This window comes from Oceanicola sp. 502str15 (genome assembly GCF_024105635.1).
Taxonomy (GTDB): Bacteria; Pseudomonadota; Alphaproteobacteria; order Rhodobacterales; family Rhodobacteraceae; genus Vannielia.
Window position 1 is genome coordinate 2,767,759 of the sequence record NZ_WYDQ01000001.1, and the last position, 22,107, is coordinate 2,789,865.

General features: G+C 68.3%; 21 protein-coding genes. 10 read left to right on the forward strand and 11 right to left on the reverse strand.

Annotated features, from left to right (window positions below):
- Positions 1 to 12 precede the first annotated feature (12 nt).
- From GTH22_RS13495 to GTH22_RS13505, 3 genes are all read right to left on the reverse strand, one after another.
- Positions 13 to 954, reverse strand: coding sequence for a GSU2403 family nucleotidyltransferase fold protein (locus GTH22_RS13495; protein ID WP_371928354.1), 942 nt, complete (start codon positions 952 to 954; stop codon positions 13 to 15).
- A gap of 156 nt (positions 955 to 1,110) precedes the next feature.
- Positions 1,111 to 1,716 carry a GcrA family cell cycle regulator gene (locus GTH22_RS13500; protein WP_252945923.1) on the reverse strand — a complete coding sequence of 202 codons (606 nt, stop codon included), beginning with the start codon at positions 1,714 to 1,716 and terminating at the stop codon, positions 1,111 to 1,113.
- A 55-nt stretch (positions 1,717 to 1,771) separates the two neighbouring features.
- Positions 1,772 to 2,701 (reverse strand): DMT family transporter, encoded by a 930-nt coding sequence (locus GTH22_RS13505; protein ID WP_252945925.1) that lies wholly within the window; start codon positions 2,699 to 2,701, stop codon positions 1,772 to 1,774.
- A 234-nt stretch (positions 2,702 to 2,935) separates the two neighbouring features.
- On the opposite strand from GTH22_RS13505, the gene GTH22_RS13510 reads away from it, so the two are divergent.
- Both GTH22_RS13510 and argF read left to right on the forward strand, forming a co-directional pair.
- Positions 2,936 to 4,120 carry an aspartate aminotransferase family protein gene (locus GTH22_RS13510; RefSeq protein WP_252945927.1) on the forward strand — a complete coding sequence of 395 codons (1,185 nt, stop codon included), beginning with the start codon at positions 2,936 to 2,938 and terminating at the stop codon, positions 4,118 to 4,120.
- Positions 4,117 to 5,043, forward strand: coding sequence for an ornithine carbamoyltransferase (gene argF, locus GTH22_RS13515; protein ID WP_252945928.1), 927 nt, complete (start codon positions 4,117 to 4,119; stop codon positions 5,041 to 5,043). The genes GTH22_RS13510 and argF overlap by 4 nt, the downstream gene beginning before the upstream one ends.
- A gap of 105 nt (positions 5,044 to 5,148) precedes the next feature.
- Here argF and GTH22_RS13520 read toward each other — a convergent pair whose 3' ends face one another.
- The 7 genes from GTH22_RS13520 to GTH22_RS22275 form a co-directional block, all read right to left on the reverse strand.
- Positions 5,149 to 6,390, reverse strand: a complete 1,242-nt coding sequence (locus tag GTH22_RS13520) for a LysM peptidoglycan-binding domain-containing protein (protein ID WP_252945930.1) — start codon at positions 6,388 to 6,390, stop codon at positions 5,149 to 5,151.
- Between the two features lie 23 nt (positions 6,391 to 6,413).
- Positions 6,414 to 7,031, reverse strand: coding sequence for a rhodanese-like domain-containing protein (locus tag GTH22_RS13525; protein ID WP_252945932.1), 618 nt, complete (start codon positions 7,029 to 7,031; stop codon positions 6,414 to 6,416).
- A 323-nt stretch (positions 7,032 to 7,354) separates the two neighbouring features.
- Positions 7,355 to 8,572 (reverse strand): folylpolyglutamate synthase/dihydrofolate synthase family protein, encoded by a 1,218-nt coding sequence (locus GTH22_RS13530; protein ID WP_252947642.1) that lies wholly within the window; start codon positions 8,570 to 8,572, stop codon positions 7,355 to 7,357.
- A gap of 26 nt (positions 8,573 to 8,598) precedes the next feature.
- Positions 8,599 to 9,579, reverse strand: coding sequence for an acetyl-CoA carboxylase, carboxyltransferase subunit beta (gene accD, locus GTH22_RS13535; RefSeq protein WP_252945934.1), 981 nt, complete (start codon positions 9,577 to 9,579; stop codon positions 8,599 to 8,601).
- Positions 9,580 to 9,643: 64 nt separating this feature from the next.
- A complete protein-coding gene (locus tag GTH22_RS13540; protein ID WP_252945936.1) occupies positions 9,644 to 10,807 on the reverse strand; it encodes an MFS transporter in 1,164 nt (387 codons plus the stop codon).
- A gap of 149 nt (positions 10,808 to 10,956) precedes the next feature.
- Positions 10,957 to 11,850, reverse strand: coding sequence for a CPBP family intramembrane glutamic endopeptidase (locus GTH22_RS13545; protein WP_252945938.1), 894 nt, complete (start codon positions 11,848 to 11,850; stop codon positions 10,957 to 10,959).
- A gap of 148 nt (positions 11,851 to 11,998) precedes the next feature.
- Positions 11,999 to 12,883 (reverse strand): type II CAAX prenyl endopeptidase Rce1 family protein, encoded by an 885-nt coding sequence (locus GTH22_RS22275; RefSeq protein ID WP_252945940.1) that lies wholly within the window; start codon positions 12,881 to 12,883, stop codon positions 11,999 to 12,001.
- 112 nt (positions 12,884 to 12,995) lie between these two features.
- Between GTH22_RS22275 and ilvD the strand changes: the two genes are divergently transcribed.
- From ilvD to GTH22_RS13580, 6 genes are all read left to right on the forward strand, one after another.
- Positions 12,996 to 14,759 carry a dihydroxy-acid dehydratase gene (gene ilvD, locus GTH22_RS13555; protein WP_252945942.1) on the forward strand — a complete coding sequence of 588 codons (1,764 nt, stop codon included), beginning with the start codon at positions 12,996 to 12,998 and terminating at the stop codon, positions 14,757 to 14,759.
- Position 14,760: 1 nt separating this feature from the next.
- On the forward strand, positions 14,761 to 15,423 hold the full coding sequence (locus tag GTH22_RS13560; RefSeq protein ID WP_252945944.1) for a hypothetical protein: 663 nt from the start codon (positions 14,761 to 14,763) through the stop codon (positions 15,421 to 15,423).
- Between the two features lie 168 nt (positions 15,424 to 15,591).
- Positions 15,592 to 16,356, forward strand: coding sequence for a DUF6478 family protein (locus tag GTH22_RS13565; RefSeq protein WP_252945946.1), 765 nt, complete (start codon positions 15,592 to 15,594; stop codon positions 16,354 to 16,356).
- Positions 16,357 to 16,368: 12 nt separating this feature from the next.
- Positions 16,369 to 16,773, forward strand: coding sequence for a hypothetical protein (locus GTH22_RS13570; RefSeq protein WP_252945948.1), 405 nt, complete (start codon positions 16,369 to 16,371; stop codon positions 16,771 to 16,773).
- 10 nt (positions 16,774 to 16,783) lie between these two features.
- On the forward strand, positions 16,784 to 17,272 hold the full coding sequence (locus GTH22_RS13575) for a DM13 domain-containing protein (protein ID WP_252945949.1): 489 nt from the start codon (positions 16,784 to 16,786) through the stop codon (positions 17,270 to 17,272).
- Between the two features lie 87 nt (positions 17,273 to 17,359).
- Positions 17,360 to 19,372 (forward strand): NADPH-dependent 2,4-dienoyl-CoA reductase, encoded by a 2,013-nt coding sequence (locus tag GTH22_RS13580; RefSeq protein ID WP_252945951.1) that lies wholly within the window; start codon positions 17,360 to 17,362, stop codon positions 19,370 to 19,372.
- A 210-nt stretch (positions 19,373 to 19,582) separates the two neighbouring features.
- On the opposite strand, the gene GTH22_RS13585 is transcribed toward GTH22_RS13580, so the two are convergent.
- On the reverse strand, positions 19,583 to 19,828 hold the full coding sequence (locus GTH22_RS13585; protein WP_252945953.1) for an EF-hand domain-containing protein: 246 nt from the start codon (positions 19,826 to 19,828) through the stop codon (positions 19,583 to 19,585).
- Positions 19,829 to 20,171: 343 nt separating this feature from the next.
- Between GTH22_RS13585 and GTH22_RS13590 the strand changes: the two genes are divergently transcribed.
- Positions 20,172 to 20,732 carry a type 1 glutamine amidotransferase domain-containing protein gene (locus GTH22_RS13590; RefSeq protein WP_252945955.1) on the forward strand — a complete coding sequence of 187 codons (561 nt, stop codon included), beginning with the start codon at positions 20,172 to 20,174 and terminating at the stop codon, positions 20,730 to 20,732.
- 264 nt (positions 20,733 to 20,996) lie between these two features.
- Positions 20,997 to 21,902 (forward strand): LysR family transcriptional regulator, encoded by a 906-nt coding sequence (locus tag GTH22_RS13595; protein ID WP_252945957.1) that lies wholly within the window; start codon positions 20,997 to 20,999, stop codon positions 21,900 to 21,902.
- Positions 21,903 to 22,107: the final 205 nt, after the last annotated feature.

Here is a 22,107-nt window from a genome sequence, read left to right on the forward strand (position 1 = left end):
CGTGCACAGCTGTCAGAGAGCTGTCAGGAGGGCGCGGGTTTCGGGCATCCGCGCAAGCGTGGCGTCGATCTTCTCGCACCACTTCGCCCCACCCGCTCGCGCCTCCTCCCAGGCCTCGGCCAACTCGCCCGGCCGATCCTCCGCCAGCGCCGCAATCAGCAAGGCCGCCTGCGCCCGATCCTTGCGCGCCTTTATCGCATCCCGCCCCTCGCGCCGCGCCGCGACGATCAGCTTGTGAATGGCAAAGGCCTCGGGCCGGGGGATCTGTACCAGCACGCCAGAGCGATACAGACCAACGGCCGGAATGGGCCGGGCGAGCAGGAAGTTGAGATAATGGAGCGACTGGGCACTGACCCCGAGCGACGGCAACGGCTTCAGCCCCTCGTCCGCTTCGAAGGATGGAGTGAGAAACTCGACTAGCAGCTCCCGCCGCGTTTGCCGCCAACGCCAGACCTTGCCCTTGTCGATTGAAGGCACAGGATCGAACGACAGGTTCCCCAGCACGTCGTTCAGCGGCTCCGTAACAGTATCTTCAAGCGCCACCGACAGCCGCTCGAAACTGGCGATGTCCACGTCGCCCGTCATGGCGAAATCCGCGTATCCCAGCTTCACACCCAGTTCGGCCTCGTACAGCTTGAAAGCCTGGGTGCCGATGACCGTGCCGCCAAGCCGAAACACGCCGATGCGGGCCATCGCCGCCAGAAGGCTTCCCGTGCCGCCATCCATCGGGGCCAGGCCCTCTGCCCGCAACAGGCGCACCAGTCGTGTGCGTTGCCCGTCACCTTCCGCAGCCTCGGCCTTGATCCGCGCAACCTGCTCAAGTCGCGTCCTAAGCTCAGGCGTGTCTTCCCCGATGTAGGTTCTGTGCTGTGTCGATCCGGTGCGGTAGATGTCGTACCAGTAATTCTTTCCATTCACATCGTAGAGCTTGGGCGTGCCACGTACCTCGGTCACCCGCTGGTCAAGATGCGACCGAAGCAGATCATGGTACGCCGCCTGAGCGTTCGGTGAATGTCTGTCTTGCCGGCTCATATACAGCAAAAGTATTTTTTGCTGTATATGGAGTCAATATCCATGTGCAGCAAAAGATATTCTTGCTGCACAAACCCCTCAGCGGCGGCGGTCCCGGCGCGAGGACATCGGCTGGAAAGCCACGCCAACATGGGCCTCGCAGTAGGGTTTGCCCTGCTGCACGCCGAGGCCGCAGAACCAGAAGTCCTCGGTCGCCGGGTCGCCGATGGGCCATTTGCAGGTCCGCTCGGTGAGTTCCATCAGGCTGAGCTTCTTGGCCTTCTTCTCCACCTCGCGCACCGAGGCCAGCGCCTCGGGGCTGATCTCGTTGGCCGAGGGCTGCGGCGGCAGCGGCTGGCCAGCGGGGATGATCGCCTTGCGGGCCGCGCTCATCGGCGGCGCGGCGCTCTGGGTCGCGGGCTCTTCCTTGGCGGGCTTGGCCGCTGCGGTCTCGGCAGGCGCCGGCTTCTGCGGCTTGGCCTTCGCCTTCGGCTTGGCAGCCACCGCAGGCTTTTCCTTCGCCGCCGGCTTGGCCGCCTGCGCAGGGGCCGCCCCGGTCGCGCGGTTCGAAAGCCCGAGCCGGTGCACCTTGCCGATCACGGCATTGCGCGTGACTCCGCCCAGCTCCTTGGCAATCTGGCTGGCCGACTGGCCCTCGCCCCACATCCGCTTCAGGGTTTCCACACGCTCATCGGTCCAAGACATGCCCGACCATCCTTTCAACTGAAAAGCGGCCCGCCACCGGGCCGCTCATTTGCCCTTATTTTACTACGCCTGCGCCCGGGTGCAACCCGACGCCGCGCTTTCTACCTTCTCTCCACGCCAACAGTAGCGCGCCCGACACGATCACCGCCGCGCCGAGGTAGCTCACGAGGTCCGGCAAGGCGCCGAAGACCGCCGCATCGAAGATCGCGGCAAAGACCAGCGTGCCGTAGGTGAACGGGGCGGCGAAGGAGGCATCGGCCCGCGCCAACCCGTTGATGAAAAACGTTTGCGTCAGCGCCATCGCCAACCCCACGCCCGCCGCCGCGCCCCATTGCGCGCCCGTCGGCATCTGCCATCCCGCCGCCACGGCGGCCACCGAGGCAATGACCACGCCGATGCAATTGTTCACCAGCAGGATCTGGAGCCGCCCCTCCCGCCCGGTGAGCTTCTTGATCCAGATCGCCTCCAGCCCCATCGAAACCGCCGCCCCCAGCGCCAGCAGCGCCGCAGGCTGAAAGCTCGCCGGGGTGGGCCGCAGCAAAATGGTCGCCCCGGTCAGCGCAATCGCCACCGCGCCCCAGCGCACCCAGCCCACCCGCTCGCCCAGCAGCAGCACCGCGAAGATCAGCGTGAAGACCGGGCTGGTGAAGGTCAGCGCCGTGGCATCGGCCATGGGGATATAGGCCACCGCCGCAAACATCAAAGTCACCCCGCCCCAGCCGCAGCCCGTGCGGGCAATATGCAGCCCCATATGCGGGCGCGTCAGCCGGGGCCGCATCACCGCCGCCGCCATCGCAAAGGCCATCAGCGCAAAGACAAACCGCCCCTGGCTCACCTGAAACGGCGACAGCGCGGGGCCCAGCGTGTCGGTCGTCAGCGTCTTGGCAAAGAGCGTCGAGAGCGCGATGAAACAGGTCGAGGCCACGATGCAGAGCGCCGCAATCAGGTTGTCCGGCTTGACCGGGGTGAAGGTGGCGTCGCGCATGGTGTATCCGGGGATTTAATGCTCCCCGCATAGATCGTGCTTCCCAACCCCGCGTCAATGCGCTATCTGCGCAGCCATGACCGCTTGCGCCCTCATCCGACGCCGACGCCGCGCCTGATTTTCTTCGGGCCGCTCCGCCGTGCCCGCCCGCAACCCGGTCCAAACCCCAAAAATCGTTGACGAAAGCCCCTCTCTGACCCATTCAGGGGCTTCATTTTCAGAAAGGACGATCCGATGATCCCCTCCATCCTGCCGACCTACAATCGCGCACCGCTGACCTTCGTGAAGGGTGAAGGCGCATGGCTGGTGGAGGCCGATGGTCGACGTTTTCTCGACATGGGCGCAGGCATCGCCGTCAACGCGCTGGGGCACGCCGCGCCCGAGCTGGTCGCCGTGCTCACCGAGCAGGCCGGCAAGCTCTGGCACGTGTCCAACCTCTACACCGTCGCCGAGCAGAAGGCGCTGGCCGACAAGCTCGTCGAGGTGAGCTTTGCCGATACCGTCTTCTTCACCAACTCCGGCACCGAAACCTGCGAGCTGGCCGTCAAGATGGCCCGCAAGTTCCACCACGCGGCAGGCGCGCCCGAGCGCATCGAAATCCTCACCTTCGACGGCTGCTTCCACGGCCGCTCCTCCGCCGCCATCGCCGCCTCGGGCAGCGAAAAGATGGTCGGCGGCTTCGGCCCCGTCCTCCCCGGCTTCCGCCACCTTTCGTGGGGCGACATGGCGCAGTTCGAGGCCGAGGTTGCCAAGCCCGATGTTGCCGCCGTGCTGATCGAGCCGGTGCAGGGCGAGGGCGGCATCCGGGTGCTGCCCGACGCCCAGCTCAAGGCCATCCGCGCCGCCTGCACCGAACATGGCGTTCTGCTGATCGCCGATGAGGTCCAATGCGGCATCGGCCGCACCGGCAAGTTTTTCGGCTTCGAATGGGCCGGGATCACGCCCGATATCGCCATGTCCGCCAAGGGCATCGGCGGCGGCTTCCCGCTCGGCGCGGTGCTGGCCACCGAGGCCGCCGCCTCGGGCATGGTCGCTGGCACCCATGGCTCCACCTACGGCGGCAACCCGCTCGGCTGTGCCGTGGGCAAGGCCGTGGTCGATGTGGTCTCCGACCCGGCCTTCCTCGATGCGGTCAACCGCAAGTCCGGCGCCCTGCGCCAGAAGCTGGAAGGGCTGGTCGACGCGCACCCCGAGGTCTTCGAGTCGGTGCGGGGCCAGGGCCTCATGCTCGGCCTCAAGTGCAAGGCCCCGGTGGCCGACGTGGTGAAGGCGGGCTACCACGCCCTCGTCATCACCGTCCCTGCCGCCGACAACGTCGCCCGCCTCCTGCCCCCGCTCAACCTCACCGACGACGAGATCGCAGAGGCCGTCACCCGGCTCGATGCCGCCGCAACCGCCATCGAGAAGGCCGCGACATGAACCACTTCATCGACATCAACAAGACCGACATCACCGACCTCAGGTCGATGATCGACACCGCCACCTCCATGAAAACCGCCCGCGCAGGCCGCCTCAAGGGCCTGCCGGATGATGCCCAGCCCCTCGCGGGCCACATGGTTGCGCTGGTTTTCGAGAAGCCCTCCACCCGCACCCGCGTGAGCTTCGATGTCGGCGTGCGCCAGATGGGCGGGCAGACCATGGTGCTCTCGGGCGGCGAAATGCAGCTCGGCCACGGCGAAACCATCGCCGACACCGCCCGCGTGCTGTCGCGCTACGTCGATCTCATCATGCTGCGCACCTTCGCCGAAGACACCCTGCTGGAAATGGCCGAGCACGCCTCCGTGCCCGTCATCAACGGCCTCACCGACCGCTCCCACCCCTGCCAGATCATGGCCGACATCATGACCTACGAAGAGCATCGCGGCCCGATCAAAGGCAAAAAGGTGGTCTGGGCGGGCGACGGCAACAACGTCTGCGCCTCCTTCCTCCACGCCGCCGGAAAGTTCGGCTTCGATCTCACCTTCTGCGGCCCCGAACAGCTCGACCCCGAGCGCGTGTTCGTCGACGAGGCCCGCGCCGCCGGCTCCAAGGTCGAGTTCGACCGCGATATCTGGTCCGCCGTCGAGGGTGCCGACCTGATCGTGGCCGACACATGGGTCTCGATGCACGATGCCCAAAGCACCCGCGAGCGCCGCCACAACCTGCTGCGCCCCTACCAGGTGAACGAGGATGTGATGGCGGCGGCGGGCGATCAGGCGCTCTTCATGCACTGCCTCCCCGCCCACCGCGGCGAGGAGGTCACATCAGCGGTGATGGACGGCCCCCAGTCGGTCATCTTCGACGAGGCCGAAAACCGCCTGCATGCGCAAAAGGCCGTCCTGCGCTGGTGCCTCGGCGTCTGAACCGCCCCCCAAAAAAACATCCACCGGCCGCCTTTTCAGAGGGCCGGTGGGCTGGGGCGTGACTGGGTGTTGGTCTTCTTCGTTTGCCCCTGAGATGCGCGGAGGTCAGCCTGCCGGAATGGTCAGCCTTTGCCCCGGGCGTATCTGGTCCGGGCTGGCGAGGGCCGCCCGGTTTGCCTCGAAAATATCGGTGTAGCGCGAGGTCACGCCGTAGAAGCGGTAGGCGATGGCCGCAAGGCTGTCGCCCCGCCGCACCGTATAGGTCGCCGCCTTGCTCAGCCGTGTGTGCGGCCGCGGCACCGGCCCGCCCGCCGCGCTGCCGGTCACGCCGACCGCCGTCGACACCGTGACCAGCGCATTCAGCACCAGCCACGAGTCCACCTGCCCGTCGGGCCGGATCAGGGCCGCCGGGGCGTCGAGCTGCCCCGAGGCCGAAAGCTCGTCGATCAGCGCCATCAGGTAGTCGTCCGAGCGGCCTTCCTCGATCGCCTGCGCCACCACCTGCTCCAGCGTCACCGGCCCCGTGCCCTCTGCCAACCGCCGGTCGGCGCCAATCGCGCCAAGGCCCTGCAGCACGTAGTCGGTCGACCATTTCTGCGCGTCTTCCAGCGCCGTCGTCACCTTGCGCGGGCCCTTGCCGAGGCCGACGAGCACGTAATCCGTGGTCCATCCTGCCCGGTCCTGCCGCGCCAGCCCCGACGAATGGCTCGCCACGAAGCCCCGCTGCGAGCCCGTATCGGCCACCGGTTCCTGCGGCAGATCATGCCCCAAGCCGGAGAGCACGCTGGCGCTCAGGCTGCGCATGTCGCCACGCTCTGCTGGCACCTCAGCCACCACTTCGGCCACAACCTCGGACTCCGGGGCCGGTGCCGCCTCCTCTGCCGTCTCTTCCACCGCAGGCTCCGTCCTGCCCACCGGGAAAGCCGCCATATCGGCCCGCCCCGGCTCGGTCGCGGCCCTGCTCACCTCAACCGGCTCTTCGACCTGTGCAGCCTCTGCAACCTCCGGCTCGCCCGCAGGCTCAACCACGGTCTCCGCCTCAATCTCATCCTCAACCGGCGCAGCCGACTCGGCCACCGCCTCCGGCGCCACATCGTCCGGCTCGGGCGCTGCCTCTGCCACCTCCGGCGCGGCAACCGCCTGCTCCACCGGCTCGGGCGTCAACGCAGGCTCCACGCGCTCCATCGTCGACAGGCCCGCCACCAGCCCGCCACCGCGCAGCATGTCCCCGGTCGAGGCGATCGGCGCCGAAACGTCGGCCCCCTCGCGCCCCACCCCGGGCATGAACAGCACCGCGGCAAGCGTCGCCGTCAGCAGGGCCGAGGCCGTCACCAGCGCTCTGAACATGTTGTCTTGCCCCCGCATCTCGGTCAGGGCTGCGCGACGGTGAGGCCGAGCAGCGACCACACCTGCAGGCCACCGCGATAGTAGCTCAGCTTCTCCGCCGGATACCCCGCCGACGCCAGGTTGCTGATCGCCCGCGCCGACTGGTCGCACCACGGGCCGGAGCAGAACATCGTCAGCTCCATCGCACCGGCAAAGTCGAGCCCCCCGCCGGGCAGCTCCACCGCGCCCAGCGCCTTCAGGATCTCGTCACGGTAGGGGTTCTTCGGGTCGAGGGTCGAGTAGGGCACGTTCACCGCGCCCGGAATGGTGCCCTTCAGGAAGGTCTCGGGCATCCGGCTGTCCAGCAACAGCCCGGTGCCATTGGCCACTTCGCCTTCGAGGAAGGAGATCACCTCGAGTTCGCCCACGGTCTTCACGCCCTCGGCAGCCTCGTTGGGCTGGATGCAGGCCGGCGGGCAGTTCTGTGCCAGCTCCTCGCTCAGGCCCGATCCCGCCACCGGCTCCCGCTCGATGGTGATCGCTTCGCCCTTGAGGTCGAAGCTCTTCGACAGGATGTCCTCGGTAATCCAGAGCGGCTCCGCCCCGAGGCCGGAAGCCCCAAAGGCAAACCCCGCCGCAATCGCTAACGCGGCCAAGCGCATGACACGTCCCCCAATCCTCACTGCGCCCTTCATAGTATGCTGGCAGGCGGGTGCAGCGTTTAGAAATTACCCCAAAATCTAGCGGCTTTCCGCCGATTTGGTCAATATGAAGTGTGGCCCACAGGATACGGTGTGGCCAAAAAACATGGGTTATCGAGTCGTTTCAGGCACTTAACACCTGCACAAATTTGCGCCCCCAACCGATTTTGCCCGCTCCTGCGGCCCAAGGCCCTGCCCCGGGGTCAGATCGCGGGTGTTTCCGGCTGGTTTCGCGGTGGGTTCGGGGTGGGTTCGGGGTGGTTCCGGGGGTGACGCGGGCCGCTCTAGGCCCGATTGCCCAGCACTGCGCCCGCAAGGTAGAGCGAGCCGCAGATGACCACCCGCGCGCCGGGGCGTTCAAGGGCAATATGGGCCAACGCCGCCTCCAGGTCGGGGGCATCCTGCGCCGTCAGGCCCAGCCGTTCCGAGGCCCGCGCGATCGACTCCGGCGGGTGCGCCTTGGGCTCGCCGGGGATCGGCACCGCCACGAGGGCCGCGGCGATCTTTGCCAGCGGCGCCAGAAAGTCCTTCGGCTTGCGGTTGGCGAGCATCGCCACCACCAGCACCGTCTCGCGCGGTGGCAGTTCGGCCAGACCGGCGGCAAGCACATGGGCCGCTGCCGGGTTGTGGCCGCCGTCGAGCCACAGCTCCAGCCCGTTCCTGTCGTCGAGCCGCTGCATCCGGGCCGGCCACTCTGCCTTCAGCATCGCCGCTTCGGCTGCCGCCTCGCCCTGCCCGAGCGCCCGCAGCGCCACCACGGCAATCCCGGCATTGGCCACCTGGTGCGGCCCGCGCAGCACCGGCGGGGGCAGATCGACAAGGCCGGTCTCGTCCTGCACCACCAGCCGCCCGTGATCGAGCTGCCCGTGCCAATGCTGGCCCTCGACCAGAAGCGTCGCGCCGGTGCGCGCCGCCTCGCGTTCGATCACCGCCTCCGCGGCCTCTTCCTGCCGGGCCACCACGGCCCGCACCCCGCGCTTGAGGATGCCCGCCTTTTCGCCCGCAATCTCTTCCAGCGTCTCGCCCAGATATTCCTGGTGATCCAGCGCCACCGGGGTGATGACGCACAGCGCCGGGGTGTCGATCACATTGGTCGCATCCAGCCGCCCGCCCAGCCCCACTTCGAGCAGGCACCAGTCCGCCGGGGTACGGGCCATCGCCACGATCCCCGCCGCCGTCGTCGCCTCGAAAAAGGTGATCTCCTCGCTGCCATTGGCCTCGATCACCTCTTCCAGCACCTCGCAGAGCGCCGCCTCGGAAATCTCCTCGCCCGCCAGCCGGATGCGCTCGTGAAACCGCACCAGATGCGGCGAGGTATAGGCGTGCACCCGGCTCCCCGCGCCCTCCAGCCCGGCCCGCAGCATCGCCTGCACCGAGCCTTTGCCATTGGTGCCCGCGATATGCACAACCGGCGGCAGGCGCCGCTCGGGGTTGCCCAGCGCCGCCAGCAGCCGGTGCATCCGGCCCAATGTCAGATCTATTTCCGCCGGGTGAAGCCGCATGAGCCGCTCCAGCAAGGCTGCGCTGTTCACTTCTTCTGCTCTTCCATCGGCGCGGCCTTGGCGGGCGCGGCCTCCGGTGCGGGGGCCTTGGCCTCCGGCGCGGGCAGCGCGGCCTCCGCGGCCGGCTCGGGGGCAGGCAGATCACCGGCCACCGGTGGCTCCAGCCCCATCAGCATCCGGCAGAGCGAGACCAGCTCTTCCTTGATCGCCTTGCGATGCGTCACCCGGTCGAGCATCCCGTGATCCAGCAGGTATTCCGCCCGCTGGAAGCCCTCGGGAAGCTGCTCGCGGATGGTCTGCTCGATCACGCGGCTGCCGGCAAAGCCGATCAGCGCGTTCGGCTCGGCAATGTGGATATCGCCCAGCATCGCGTAAGAGGCCGTCACCCCGCCCGTCGTCGGGTGGGTGAGCACCACGATGTAGGGCAGCCCCGCCTCCTTCAGCATCTGGATCGCCACGGTGGTGCGCGGCATCTGCATCAGGGCCAGAATGCCCTCCTGCATCCGCGCCCCGCCCGCGGCCGAAAACACGATGAAGGGCCGCTTCAGCGCAATCGCGCGCTCGGCCCCGGCAATGAAGGCATTGCCCACATACATGCTCATCGACCCGCCGATGAAGCTGAAATCCTGCGCCGCGGCCACAACCGGCGTGCGCCCGATCTCGCCCTCGCCCACCAGCATCGCCTCATGCTCGCCGGTCGCCCGCTGGGCCGCCTTCAGCCGGTCCGGGTAGCGTTTCTGGTCGCGGAACATGAGCGGGTCCGCCACCGGCTCGGGAACTTTCACCTCGGTGAAGATGCCGCCGTCAAACAGCGCGTTGAACCGCTCGCGCGGGGTGAACTGCATGTGATGGTCGCAGCTCGTGCAGACATTCAGATTGTCGGTCAGCTCGCGGTGAAACAGCATGGTGCCGCACTCGGGGCACTTCTTCCACAGGTTCTCGGGCACCTCGCGCCGCGAGAACAGCGAGTTGATCTTGGGTCGGACGTAGTTGGAGATCCAGTTCATCGCACCTTCCGGGGGCTGCCTGCTGCTGCCCCCGTGAGATAGGCCGGGCGCGGCAGAATTGCAATCAACCCCGCCTGTGGGCGATCACGGCGGCACCAAGCGCGGCGAGCGCGAGCGCCAGAAGGGTGGCCAGCAGCATGGCCGGGGTCGGGCGGGTGGCCACCAACGCGGCCACGCCCGCCGTCACCACCGCGCCCAGCGCCACCGTGAGCGCCCCGAGCAACCCCGAGGCCGAGCCCGCAAGCCCCTCCACCGCCGCAATCGCGCCCGCGTTCGAGGAGGGCATCGTCAGCCCGTTGCCCAGCCCCACGAACATCACCGAGGCCACCAGCCCCGGGGCCGAAAGCGGCCCGATCGCCAGCGCCCAGATCAGCCCGCCCGCCAGCCCTCCGGCGGCGCAGAGCCGCCCGGCCAGCATCATCCGCGTCAGCCCGGCGCGCTCGGCCAGCCGGGCCGAAACGAAGGCCCCGCACATGAACCCCCCGGTAATCGCCCCCAGCGCCGCGCCCGTGGCCGCTTCGCCCAGCCCGTAGCGCGCCTCGGATACCGCCGGAAAGCCCGCGATATAGCCGTAAAAGCAGGCGGTCGAGAGCGCCGTGCACCCGGCAAAGGCCCAAAAGCCGCCGTCGCCCAACAGCCGCCTTGCGCTGGCCCGCAGCGGCTCGCGCGGGGCGGGCTTGCGGGTCTCGCCAAAGTCGCGCCAGCACAGCGCCAGCATCAGCGCCCCCGCCACCGCGTAGAGCGCAAAGATCGCGCGCCAGCCCAGCACCTGCGCCACCACCCCGCCAATGAGCGGGCCCAGCAGCGGTGCCAGCGCCATCGCGCCCGAGATCGTGCCCATGATCGCCGCCGCCTTGCCGGGCGCTGCCGTGTCGCGCACCACCGCCAGCGTCACCACCCAGCCCGCCGTAATCGCCGCCATCGGCATCCGCCAGCCAAGGAAGGCCCCCGCGCTGCCTGAAAGCGCCACCCCGCTGGCGGCCACCACGTAGCAGGCCAGCGCGCCCAGCATCACCGGCCGCCGCCCGAACCTGTCCGAAAGCGGCCCCATCACCATCTGCGTCACCGCCATCACCGCGAGATACCCGGCAATCGCAAGGCTGACCGTGGCATAGCTGGTGCCCAGCTCGGCGGCGATCGCCGGCAGCGCGGGCACGAACATGTTGAGCGAAACGGTCGACAGACCGGTAAGCAGGATCAGCGTCAATATCCGGGGTGGGCTGCGCATTCGCGGCGCTCCTGCGGGCCGAGAAAAAGCCCGGCACAGAACGGGCTGGCCGGGCGCTCCGGAAGGCGGCGAGCCGCACATCCACGGCATAGTTTTGGTCTTCTCACCTTTGTCGCCACCCTACATTGCACCCCGTCCTGACGCAAGAGTCAGCGGTCCAGCAAGGCCTTGATGATCCACCAGTTCGCGAAGAGCAGCAGGATCGAAACCATCAGCCCGAGCGACACCATGCCCTCCTCCGCCAGCCCCCATGGCGTAACGTAAAGCGCAAGCCCGGTGATGGTGCCCTTGATGCTCAGGATGAACAGCGCCAGCAGGTTGTTGGCAAAGTGAAAGCCCATCGCCGCGCCCAGCGAGCCGGTGCGCTCGGTCAGGTCGGCGGCGACGAGGCCGAAGGCAAAGGCCGAGAGCAGCAGCAGCGGCAGGTTGCGCCCCGCCTCCGGGTCCCAGTGCAGCAGGCCGAAGCAGAGCGCCGGCAGGGTGAACCACACCCAGCGGGCGGCAAAGCGGGCCGCGAGCTGCTGCATCAGGTAGCCCCGGAACAGCAGTTCCTCGGCGGCGATCTGCAAGAAGAGCAGCGGCAAGGCGAGCGGCAGCCACATCAGCCAGCGCCCCGGCTCCATGTTGGCCACCGGCGGCCAGATCATCGCGCTCGCCAGCATCAGCACGCCAAAGACCCCCGCGACCACGGCAAAGGCGGTCACGAAGCCCCGCCACCACTCGCCCCACGGCCCGATCAGCGTTCCGGGGCCGCGAAAATGCAGCGCAGCGGCGGCCAGCACCGGCCCCAGCGCCATGCCCCCGAAGGTCAGCAGAAGCAGCGCCACCGAGCCCGGCATCCGCCCGACCTGCAACTCCTGGAAAAACGGCATCACGCCCCAGAGCCCCTGCTCCGCGGCCACCAGCCCCACCGCGCCGCCCAGCACCAGCAGCGACCAGGAGACATAGATGAACAGGATCAGCAGCACGCCCAGCAGCAGCCGCCAGATCTGCGGGTAGACCCTCGCAGGCACCAGCATCGCCGTGAATTCCGGATGTCTCATCGCCAGTTCCCCGCCTGCACTCTCGGACCTTTTCGGCCACGTTACCCGTTCGCACGGCGATTGCCACACCCGTAGGGCGGGACTTGTCCCGCCGCTGCGCGCCATGGGCCGCCTTCGTAGGGCGGGACTTGTCCCGCCGTGCCCCTCCTCAGCCCCGGATCGCCACCCGCGCCGCCAGCCATGCGACGAAGAGCAGGCCGAACTCCAGCGGCATCAGCCCCGGAACCACCCCCGCATCGGCGGCAAAGGGCGTGTGGTACAGCGCCAGCCCCGCCACCGGGCCGGGCACCGCCACGCCCAGCAGGGCCACGGCGTTGTTCACGATATGCAGGGCCAGCGCCGGGCCGAGGTTGCCCGCCCGCGCCGTCAGGTCGGCGGCGGCCAGCCCGAAGGCCAGCGCCCAGAGGCAGAACCAAATGGCATTGTCCCCCGCGCTCGACGTCCAGTGCAGCATCGCAAACAGGATCGCGGGCACCGCCATCCATGCAAAGTTGCCCACCCGGCTGCCCGCCGCGATCTGCTGGGTCAGGTAGCCCCGAAAGAACACCTCTTCCGTCCCCGCCTGCACCGCCACCGCCGCAAGGCCGAGCGGCAGGTAGAGCATCCAGCGCCCCGTAGGCATCGCCTCGTTGCGCACGATGTCGTAATCCGTCGGCAGCAGCACCATCGCCGCCACGTAGAGCGGCGCCAGCCAGTAGAGCACCCGAAAGAAATCGCCCGCCGCATGGGCCCCCGGCCCGAACAGGCTCAGAAACCCGCGCCGATGCACCGCCCGCAGCCCGATCGCCAGCGCCACCGCAAACAGCCCGTGCGAGAACAGCGCCGCCAGCGTGCGCCCCGCCGTGGTCTCGCCCTCCGCCTCGAAGACCGCGCGCACCGCATCCTGCCCGCCCAGCGCCGCCAGGATGACGAACACCAGCTGCTGCAACATCATCACCGCCAGAAACATCAGCCCCAGCACCGCCCCGATCCGCCAGAGGTCGGGGGTGGTGCGGGCCGGCGCGACGAACTCGCTCAATCGGTCATATGCCACGGGTCTGCTCCATCCTGACTGAGATAGGCGAGCGCGCCATGGGGTGCAATCCGGCTTGCCCCTTGGCCGCGCCGGGACTATTCCCGGAGCGACTGAGACCGGGAGAGAAAAGATGCTGAAACGCCAGGCCGACAAATCCAAACTGCCCAGCCGCCACGTGACCGAAGGACCGGAGCGCGCGCCGCACCGCTCCTACCTCTACGCCATGGGCCTCTCCGAGGATGAAATTCACCGCCCCCTCGTCGGCGTCGCCACCTGCTGGAACGAAGCCGCGCCCTGCAACATCTCCCTCAACCGTCAGGCCCAGGCCGTGAAGCTCGGGGTGAAGGCAGCGGCAGGCACGCCGCGCGAGTTCACCACCATCACCGTGACGGATGGCATCGCCATGGGCCACGAGGGCATGCGCGCCTCGCTCGCCTCCCGTGAGGCCATCGCCGACACCGTCGAGCTCACCATGCGCGGCCATTGCTACGATGCCGTCGTCGGCCTCGCGGGCTGCGACAAGTCGCTGCCCGGCATGATGATGGCCATGGTCCGCCTCAACACGCCTTCGGTGTTCATCTACGGCGGCTCGATCCTTCCGGGCAAGGCGCCCCAGAACAACGAGATCCCCGAAGATTTCCGCACCCGCGACCTCACCGTGCAAGACATGTTCGAGGCCGTCGGCCGCCACCAGAACCACGAGATGTCCGATGCCGCGCTCGACATGCTCGAGCGGGTCGCCTGCCCCTCCGCCGGGGCCTGCGGCGGCCAGTTCACCGCCAACACCATGGCCTGTGTGTCGGAGGCCATCGGCCTCGCGCTGATGAACTCGTCGGGCATGCCCGCCCCCTACGAGAGCCGCGACCAGTATTCCGAAGCCTCGGGCCGCGCCGTGATGAACCTCATCGAGCAGAACATCCGCGCCCGTGATGTCGTGACCCGCAAGGCGCTCGAAAACGCCGCCCGCGTGGTCGCCTGCACCGGCGGCTCCACCAACGCCGGCCTGCACCTTCCCGCCATCGCCCACGAGGCCGGGATCGACTTCTTCCTCGAGGATGTCTGCGACATCTTCCGCGAAACCCCCTATTTCGTCGATCTCAAGCCCGGCGGCCAATACGTGGCCAAGGATCTCTACGACGCCGGCGGCGTGCCGGTGGTGATGAAGGAGCTGCGCAAGGCCGGCCTGATCCACGAAGAGTGCATCACCGCCTCCGGCAAGACCATCGGCGAAGAGCTAGACCTCATCACCCGCGAAGCCGACGGCAAGGTGATCTACTCCATCGAGACCCCGCTGACCAAGACCGGCGGCGTGGTGGGCCTCAAGGGCAACCTCGCCCCCGATGGCGCCATCGTGAAGGTCGCGGGCATCCCCTCGCAGCACCAGCGCTTCGTCGGCCCGGCCCGCGTGTTCGAGAACGAGGAAGAGGCCTTTGCCGCCGTCAAGGCGCGCGCCTACGAGGAAGGCGAAGTCATCGTCATCCGCAACGAAGGCCCCGCCGGTGGGCCGGGGATGCGCGAGATGCTCGCCACCACAGCCGCGCTCTCCGGGCAGGGCATGGGCAAGAAGGTCGCGCTGATCACCGATGGCCGCTTCTCCGGGGCCACCCGCGGCTTCTGCGTCGGCCATGTCGGCCCCGAGTCGGCCCACGGCGGCCCGATTGCCCTGATCAAGACCGGCGATGTCATCACCATCGACGCGGTGAGCGGCGAGCTTTCGGTCGACCTGACCGACGATGAGCTTGCCACCCGCAAGGCCGCATGGCCCGGCCCCCGCAAGACCGACTACGCCTCCGGCTCGCTGTGGAAATACGCCCAGCTCGTCGGCTCTGCCAAATACGGCGCGGTCACGCATCCGGGCGCAAAGGAAGAAACCCACATCTACATGGACCAGTAAGGTGCCCCTCGGCGCGAGGCTCCTTGCGGCCCTGCTCGCCCTCTCGCTCGCCGGCTGCGAGGGGGTGGAGCTTCCGGGCGTAAAACCGGCGGTGCAGGCCGGGGCGCAGGCTCCCGGCGGCGCCCCCGCCCGCTCGGTGCCCCCCAAGCCCCCCACCCAGATCGCGGTGGCCGGCGTGGTGGTGGCCGCGCCCGAGGGCTACTGCATCGACACCCGCGCCCGCAAAGGCAACTTCGTGCTGCTGGCGGCCTGTTCCGCCATCAGCCAGTCGCCCGAGCATCCGGCGCCCGGCCGCATGGGGCTGCTCTCCGCCACCGTGGGCAAGCGCGGCTCCGCCGACACCGCCCTCAACCCCGACCAGCTCGCCGCCTATTTCCGCTCGGCCGCAGGCCGCGCCACCCTGTCCTACGCGGGCGATGCCAGCACCGTCACCATCACCGGCGCCGAGGCCCGCGACGGCGTCTTCTACCTCGCCCTGCTCGACCGCGCCGCCCCGCCCCAGCCAGAGCTGGGCCCGGCCCGCTGGCGCGCCCTCTTCACCGTCAACGGCAGGCTCGTGTCGGTCATCCTCCACTCGCTGAAGGAAGACCGGATCAGCCGCGACGGCGGCATGGCCCTGATTTCGCGCTTCGCCACCCGGATTCGTGCCGCAAGCGCCGGCTGAAGAGGCACCTGCGCCCGGCACGCAACGTTGCGCCGGCAATCCCCGGCCCAAGGGCATTAGGGGCATTGAAACACTTTTGCCTCAGCACCATACAGGCATAGACTAGCCACAACCTCTCACCCGGCCCCCCCAATGGCCCCCGACAGCACAGGCCGCATGCCAAGAACGATGGACAGCCTGATCGAACGTGCCCTGCACCGTCGCGCCCTCAAGCGCTGGCGTCGCGCGGCCGATTCTGCCGCCTCGGTCGATCTGCCCCAGCTGCGGGGCATGCGCTCCCGGGCACGCCAGCTGCGCCGCCAGCTCGACAGAGTGGTGCATGAGGCCGACGGGCGCCTGACCCTGCCGCTGATCGACAGCAACGCCATGCGCAAGCCGATCGGCGCCGACTGGGCCTGGCGTCCCGAGCTGTGGCGCGGCCCGATCTCGCCGCCGGGCCACGCCGCCGCCGAAACCCGCACCATGCTGGGCCAGGCCGCCACGCTCTACCACGATTGCACCGTCTCCGAGCTGACCCTACGCCAGATCCGCAATACCTCCGAAGAGGATCTCGCCCCCTTCGGCCTGCGGATGGACGTGTTCCGCTTCGACGGCTCCTTTCTCTCCATCGTGCTCGACCTGCCCGCCGAGGCCGTCAGCGGGCTCAAGCGCAAGCACGTGATCGGGCTGGAGGCCCAGCTCGAGGTCGAGAAACCGCTCGAGATCTTCGCCCGCCTCAACGTCAAGCACGGCCCCAACACCGAGCAGATCGTGCGCGAACTGCCCGTGGCCGAGGGCGGGCTTCAGGTGGCCGAGTTCGACCTCGCCTATACCGGCCTCAACGAGAAGCGGGTCGAGAAGGCCTGGATCGACCTGATCTTCGAAGGCCCGCAAATGAACCAGATCGTCCTGCGCGATCTCACCCTCTCGCGCCGTCCCCGCGCCGAAATCTGACGAGGAAGGCCGATGCCAGATACCAGCTCCACCAGCCAGCTCACCCTCTCCAAGACCCGCATTCAGGCCGGGGTCTGGGAAGGCCTGCTGATGGGCGAGGGGGTCGGAAACATGCAGCCGCAGATCGAGGTGGTCCACCTCGACAAGACGCTCGACGGGGTCGAGCTGAAGGCCGATGGCGAAATGCAGAACCTCTGGCAGCTCCGCGTGCCGATCCCCTCCGCGCTGCTCTGCGACGGGGTGCAGACCTTCACAATCCGCGATGGGCGCAGCGGCGCGACGCTGGAGCATTTCACCATCGTCACCGGCCAGCCCCTCGAAGACGACATCCGCGCCGAAGTCGACCTGCTGCGCGCCGAGCTGGACATGCTTAAAAAGGCCTTCCGCCGCCACTGCCTCGACGTGCTGGGCCGCTAGGGCGCCCTTGATGAAGCGCGCCCTCCTCATCGCCGCCCCCAGCTTCCTCCTCGGGGCCGTTGTCGGCGCCGCCTTCTGGTATCTCGCCTCGCCGCTCTGGATCGACCGGGTGGTGAACGAGAGCCTCGTCACCGGCGAAGGCGTGACCCTGCTGGCCGAGGGCCGCTTCCGCGATGCCGACGCCGCCCATCGCGGCACCGGCACCGCCCGCCTCGTCTCCCTGCCCGGCGGGCGCATCGAGGTGCAGCTTACCGAGTTCGAAGTCACCAACGGCCCCGATCTCGAGCTCTGGCTCTCCGACGCCCCCGACCCGCAGAGCGCCGCCGATGTCACCTCCGGCCAATGGGTCTCGCTCGGGCTGCTCAAGGGCAACATCGGCGACCAGAGCTATGCCCTGCCCCCCAGCATCAAACCCGAGGCCTATCGCTCGGTGGTGGTCTGGTGCGAGCAGTTCGGCGTGCTCTTCTCCCCCGCCCCCCTCACCACCCCCGGCGGCTGACCCAGCCCACCCCGGCTGTAACGTCACGTCCGCCCGTGACATCGCTTTCCCCTCGGGTCACTCTGCCTGCCAGGAGGACGCCAGACCATGACCAGCTACCCCAACCTGCTCGCCCCGCTCGACCTCGGGCACGTGACCCTGCCCAACCGCGTGTTGATGGGCTCCATGCACACCGGGCTTGAAGAAACCAAGGACTGGTCCCGCGTCGCCGCCTTCTACGCCGCCCGCGCCTCCGCCGGGCTGATCGTCACCGGCGGCATGGCCCCCAACCGCGAGGGCGGGGTCTACCCCGGCGCGGCGGGCCTCTTCACCCCCGAAGACATCGCCAACCACCGCATCGTCACCGATGCCGTCCACGCCGAGGGCGGCCGCATCGCCATGCAGATCCTCCACGCAGGGCGCTACGCCTACGGCCCCGACTGCGTCTCCGCCTCCCCGCTCAAATCCCCCATCTCCCCCTTCCCCCCCAAAGAGCTGGACGAAGAGGGCATCGAAAAACAGATCGCCGACATCGCCACCGCCGCCGCCCGCGCCCGCGAGGCCGGGTATGACGGCGTCGAGGTCATGGGCTCCGAGGGCTATTTCCTCAACCAGTTCATCGTGCGCCACACCAACAAGCGCACCGACCACTGGGGCGGGAGCTACGAGAACCGCATCCGCCTGCCCATCGAGGTCGTCCGCCGCGTCCGCGAAGCCACCGGCCCCGATTTCATCCTCATCTACCGCCTCTCGATGATCGACCTCGTGCCCGACGGCTCCACCACCGAAGAGGTCATCCAACTCGCGCAGGAAATCGAGAAGGCCGGCGCCTCCATCCTCAACACCGGCATCGGCTGGCACGAGGCCCGCATCCCCACCATCGCCACCTCCGTCCCCCGCCGCGCCTTCGCCTGGGTGACGCAAAAGCTGATGGGCCACGTCTCCATCCCCGTCATCACCTCCAACCGCATCAACACCCCCGAGGTGGCCGAATCCGTCCTCGCCGAAGGCTGCGCCAACATGGTCTCCATGGCCCGCCCCTTCCTCGCCGACCCCGACTTCGTCCCCAAGGCGGCGCGCGGCGAGGCCGCCACCATCGCCCCCTGCATCGCCTGCAACCAGGCCTGCCTCGACCACACCTTCTCCGGCAAGATGTCGACCTGCCTCGTCAATCCCCGCGCCTGCAACGAAACCGAGCTGGTGATCACCCCCGCCATCACCCCCAAGCGCATCGCCGTCGTCGGCGCAGGCCCCGCAGGCCTCTCCGCCGCCCTCACCGCCGACGAACGCGGCCACGCCGTCACCCTCTTCGACATGGCTGGCGAGATCGGCGGCCAGCTCAACATGGCCCGCCAGATCCCCGGCAAGGAAGAGTTCCACGGGCTGGTCGACTGGTACGCCACCATGGTCGCCCGCTCCAACATCACGCTGAACCTCAACACCGAGGCCACCCCCGAGGCCCTCGCCCCCTTCGACGAGGTCATCCTCGCCACCGGCGTCACCCCCCGCGACCCCGAGATCCCCGGGCAGAACGGCCCCAACGTGCTGAGCTACATCGACGTGCTCCGCCACAAGGCCCCGGTCGGCCAGCGCGTCGCCATCATCGGCGCCGGCGGCATCGGCTTCGACGTGGCCGAATACCTCGCCCACGAGGGCGACAGCCCCACCGAACACCTCCCCGAATGGATGGAAATGTGGGGCGTCACCGACCCGGCCAGCCACCGCGGCGGCCTCGCCCCCGAAGGCCCCCAGCCCCCGGCCCCGGCCCGCGACATCGCCCTGCTGCAACGCAAGGACGAACGCCCCGGCAAGCGGCTGGGCAAAACCACCGGTTGGATTCACCGCGCCGCGCTGAAAATGGCCAAGGTCAAGATGCTCGGCGGCATCACCTACGAGCAGATCACGCCCGAAGGCCTCCACGTCACCCAAAACGGCGAACCCCGGCTCATCGAGGCCGATACCATCGTCCTCTGCGCCGGCCAGGTCAGCAACCGCACGCTGGCCGAGGCCCTGCAAGCCGCCGGCACACCCACCCACATCATCGGCGGCGCCGACGTGGCCGCCGAGCTGGACGCCAAACGCGCCATCGACCAGGGCACCCGCCTCGCCGCCGCGCTCTGACCTGCCCTTCATCTTGGTCCAAATATCTCCGGGGGTGTGGGGGCTGGCCCCCACTGCGCGCCCACCCCACGGGCACCCGGCCCGCGTCCTGCACACAAAAACCGCCAGCCGGAACATCCGGCTGGCGGCCTCACGCAAGCAGGTCACTTGCAAACGGGGCGACGGAACACCTGGGAATGGGAAGGGTTTGCTCCGCCGCCCGCTCCGGCCTTAGCCGGAGGTCAGAAGGCCCGCCCCCACGGCGGCCTCCCATTCGGCGGTGTCCACCTCGCCATCGGCCGAGGTGTCGATCTCGCTGAAGATCTCCTCGGTGATCTCGGGATAGGCCACCTGCATCTCTTCCATCGAGAAGGTGCCGTTGCCATCGGTGTCCTCAACCATCGGCGCGTCCTGGGCCATCAGCGGGGCTGCGGCAAGGGCGGCAACTGTGGCGGCGGTCATCATGATCTTGGTCATTGCTCTATCTATCCTCTTACTGGGTTAGCGGCCCCGGCTGTCATCGCACCGTGGCCTGCGAGAGAGAGGTAAGGCCGCCGCCCCCCCGGTTTCCATGCCCCTCGAACACCGCCGCCAAACCCCGGCGCCGCGCCGCCAAAACCGCCCCGCCCCGCCTGCGCCTTCCCGCCTGCGCCCCGCCATGATCCTTTTGCCGCTGAGCCCCGCCCCGCGCCCGCGCCGGGTTCTGCCCAAAAAGCCCCGCCACCCGCCCTCAGCACCAAACCGCCCATCACAGGCAGGAACCTCCGGGCGGCGCAGCCGTTGAGTCGGCAACATGAACGCAAGAGAAAGGAAGACCGACATGCCCAGCATCAACGAGTCCAAGATCCTGATCATCGCGACCAACGGCTTCGAGCAGTCCGAGCTCGAATTTCCCCGCGACCAGCTCCGCGCCAAGGGCGCCACGGTTCACGTCGCCACCCTCGACGGCAAGCCGATCAAGGGCTGGGAAGGCGCCGACTGGGGCCGCGAGGCCGAAGCCGACGCCAAGTTGGAAGACATCGCCTTTTCCGACTACGACGCCCTCGTCATCCCCGGCGGCCAGATCAACCCCGACCTGCTGCGCGTCGAACCCGACGTGCTGAAACTGGTGCGCGAGTTCCATGACGCCGGCAAGACCATCGCCGCCGTCTGCCACGCCCCCTGGGTGCTGGTCGAGGCCGGCATCGCCAAGGGCCGCGAGATGACCTCCTACGCCTCGATCAAGACCGACGTGAAGAACGCCGGGGCCAATTGGGTCGACCGCGAGGTGGTGGCCGACAACGGCATCGTTACCTCCCGCAAGCCCGACGATCTCGCCGCCTTCGTCTCCAAGATCGTCGAGGAGATCGAAGAAGGCACCCATGAGCGCAAGGCAGCCTGACGGGCGCTGCCCGGCATGACAGCCAGCCATCGGCGGGCGGCGGGGGGCCAACCCTCGCCGCCCGTCCGCGTTCTGCCTCCCCCCACCGGCCCCGCAGCCCTGCATTTCAGGCCCCGAACGCGCCATCGCACCCGGTCCCGCCCGTTTCCGGGAGCCTTACAATCGCCCGCAATTCCCCGGTAATGTCCGGCTCCGGTCCCAATTGCGCCCGAATTCACGCCCATACCGAGCCTCGATAAGAACACGAGCAGAGGTAGTTGCGGTATGGATCGTCTGACCGAAATGGAAGCCTTCGCCACGGTCGTAGACCAGGGTGGCTTCACAGATGCGGCCAAGAAGATGGGGATCTCCAAATCCGCCGTCTCCAAGCACGTCTCTTCGCTGGAGGCCCGCCTCGGCGCCCGCCTCCTCAACCGCACCACGCGCCGCGTCTCCCCGACCGAGATCGGCCTGGCCTATTACGACCGCGCGCGCCGCGTGCTCAACGATGCCGGCGAAGCCGACGCGCTGGTCACCTCCATGCAATCCGCGCCCTCGGGCCTGCTGCGCATCTCCGTCGCCACCGATTTCGGGGTGAACCACCTGTCGCCGGTGCTGGGCGAATTCCTCAGCGAGTTCCCCGAGATCACCGTGAACATGGTGCTCAACAACCGCTACGTCGAGCTGATCTCGGAAGGCTTCGACATGGCCATCCGCATCGGTGAGCTCGAAGACAGCACCCTGCGCGCCCGCAAGCTGGCCGACACCACCAAACGCATGATCGCCTCGCCCGCCTACTTCGAAAAGTATGGCCGCCCCGAAAAGATCGACGATCTGAACGAGCACAAGCTCCTGCACTATTCCAACCAGTCCTCCGGCAACGTCTGGAAGCTCACCGCCCCCTCGGGCGAAAAGCGCCAGGTCCGCACCGCCGGCTGGCTCACGGTGAACGACGGCCAGTCGCTGCTCAACGCCGCGATCTCCGGCCTCGGCATCGCTTACCTGCCCAACTTCCTCTACTGCGAGGCCGAAAAGGCCGGTCTGGTGCAGGAAGCCATCCCCGACCTGCCGGTCGAGATGCTGGGCATCTACGCCGTCTACCCGCCGGGCCGCTTTACCCAGCCGAAGGTCCGCGCCTTCATCGACTTCCTGGTGCAGAGCTTCGCCACCAAGGGCCCCGACACCTGGTAACCGGCACACGAATTTCCCTGAGAAGGTCAAACTGGCCGGGCCCGAGCGCCCGGCCATTTCTTTTCCGACCGGGCCCAAATGTGGCATTTCCGTGGCACAACCGGCCCTTTGCCACATTTTCGCCCAAGTCTCTGTAATCAATATCAATTTATTGAAATGAACCTCAAGTTTTACAAGACAGACGCCCCGCCGCGCCCCATATGTG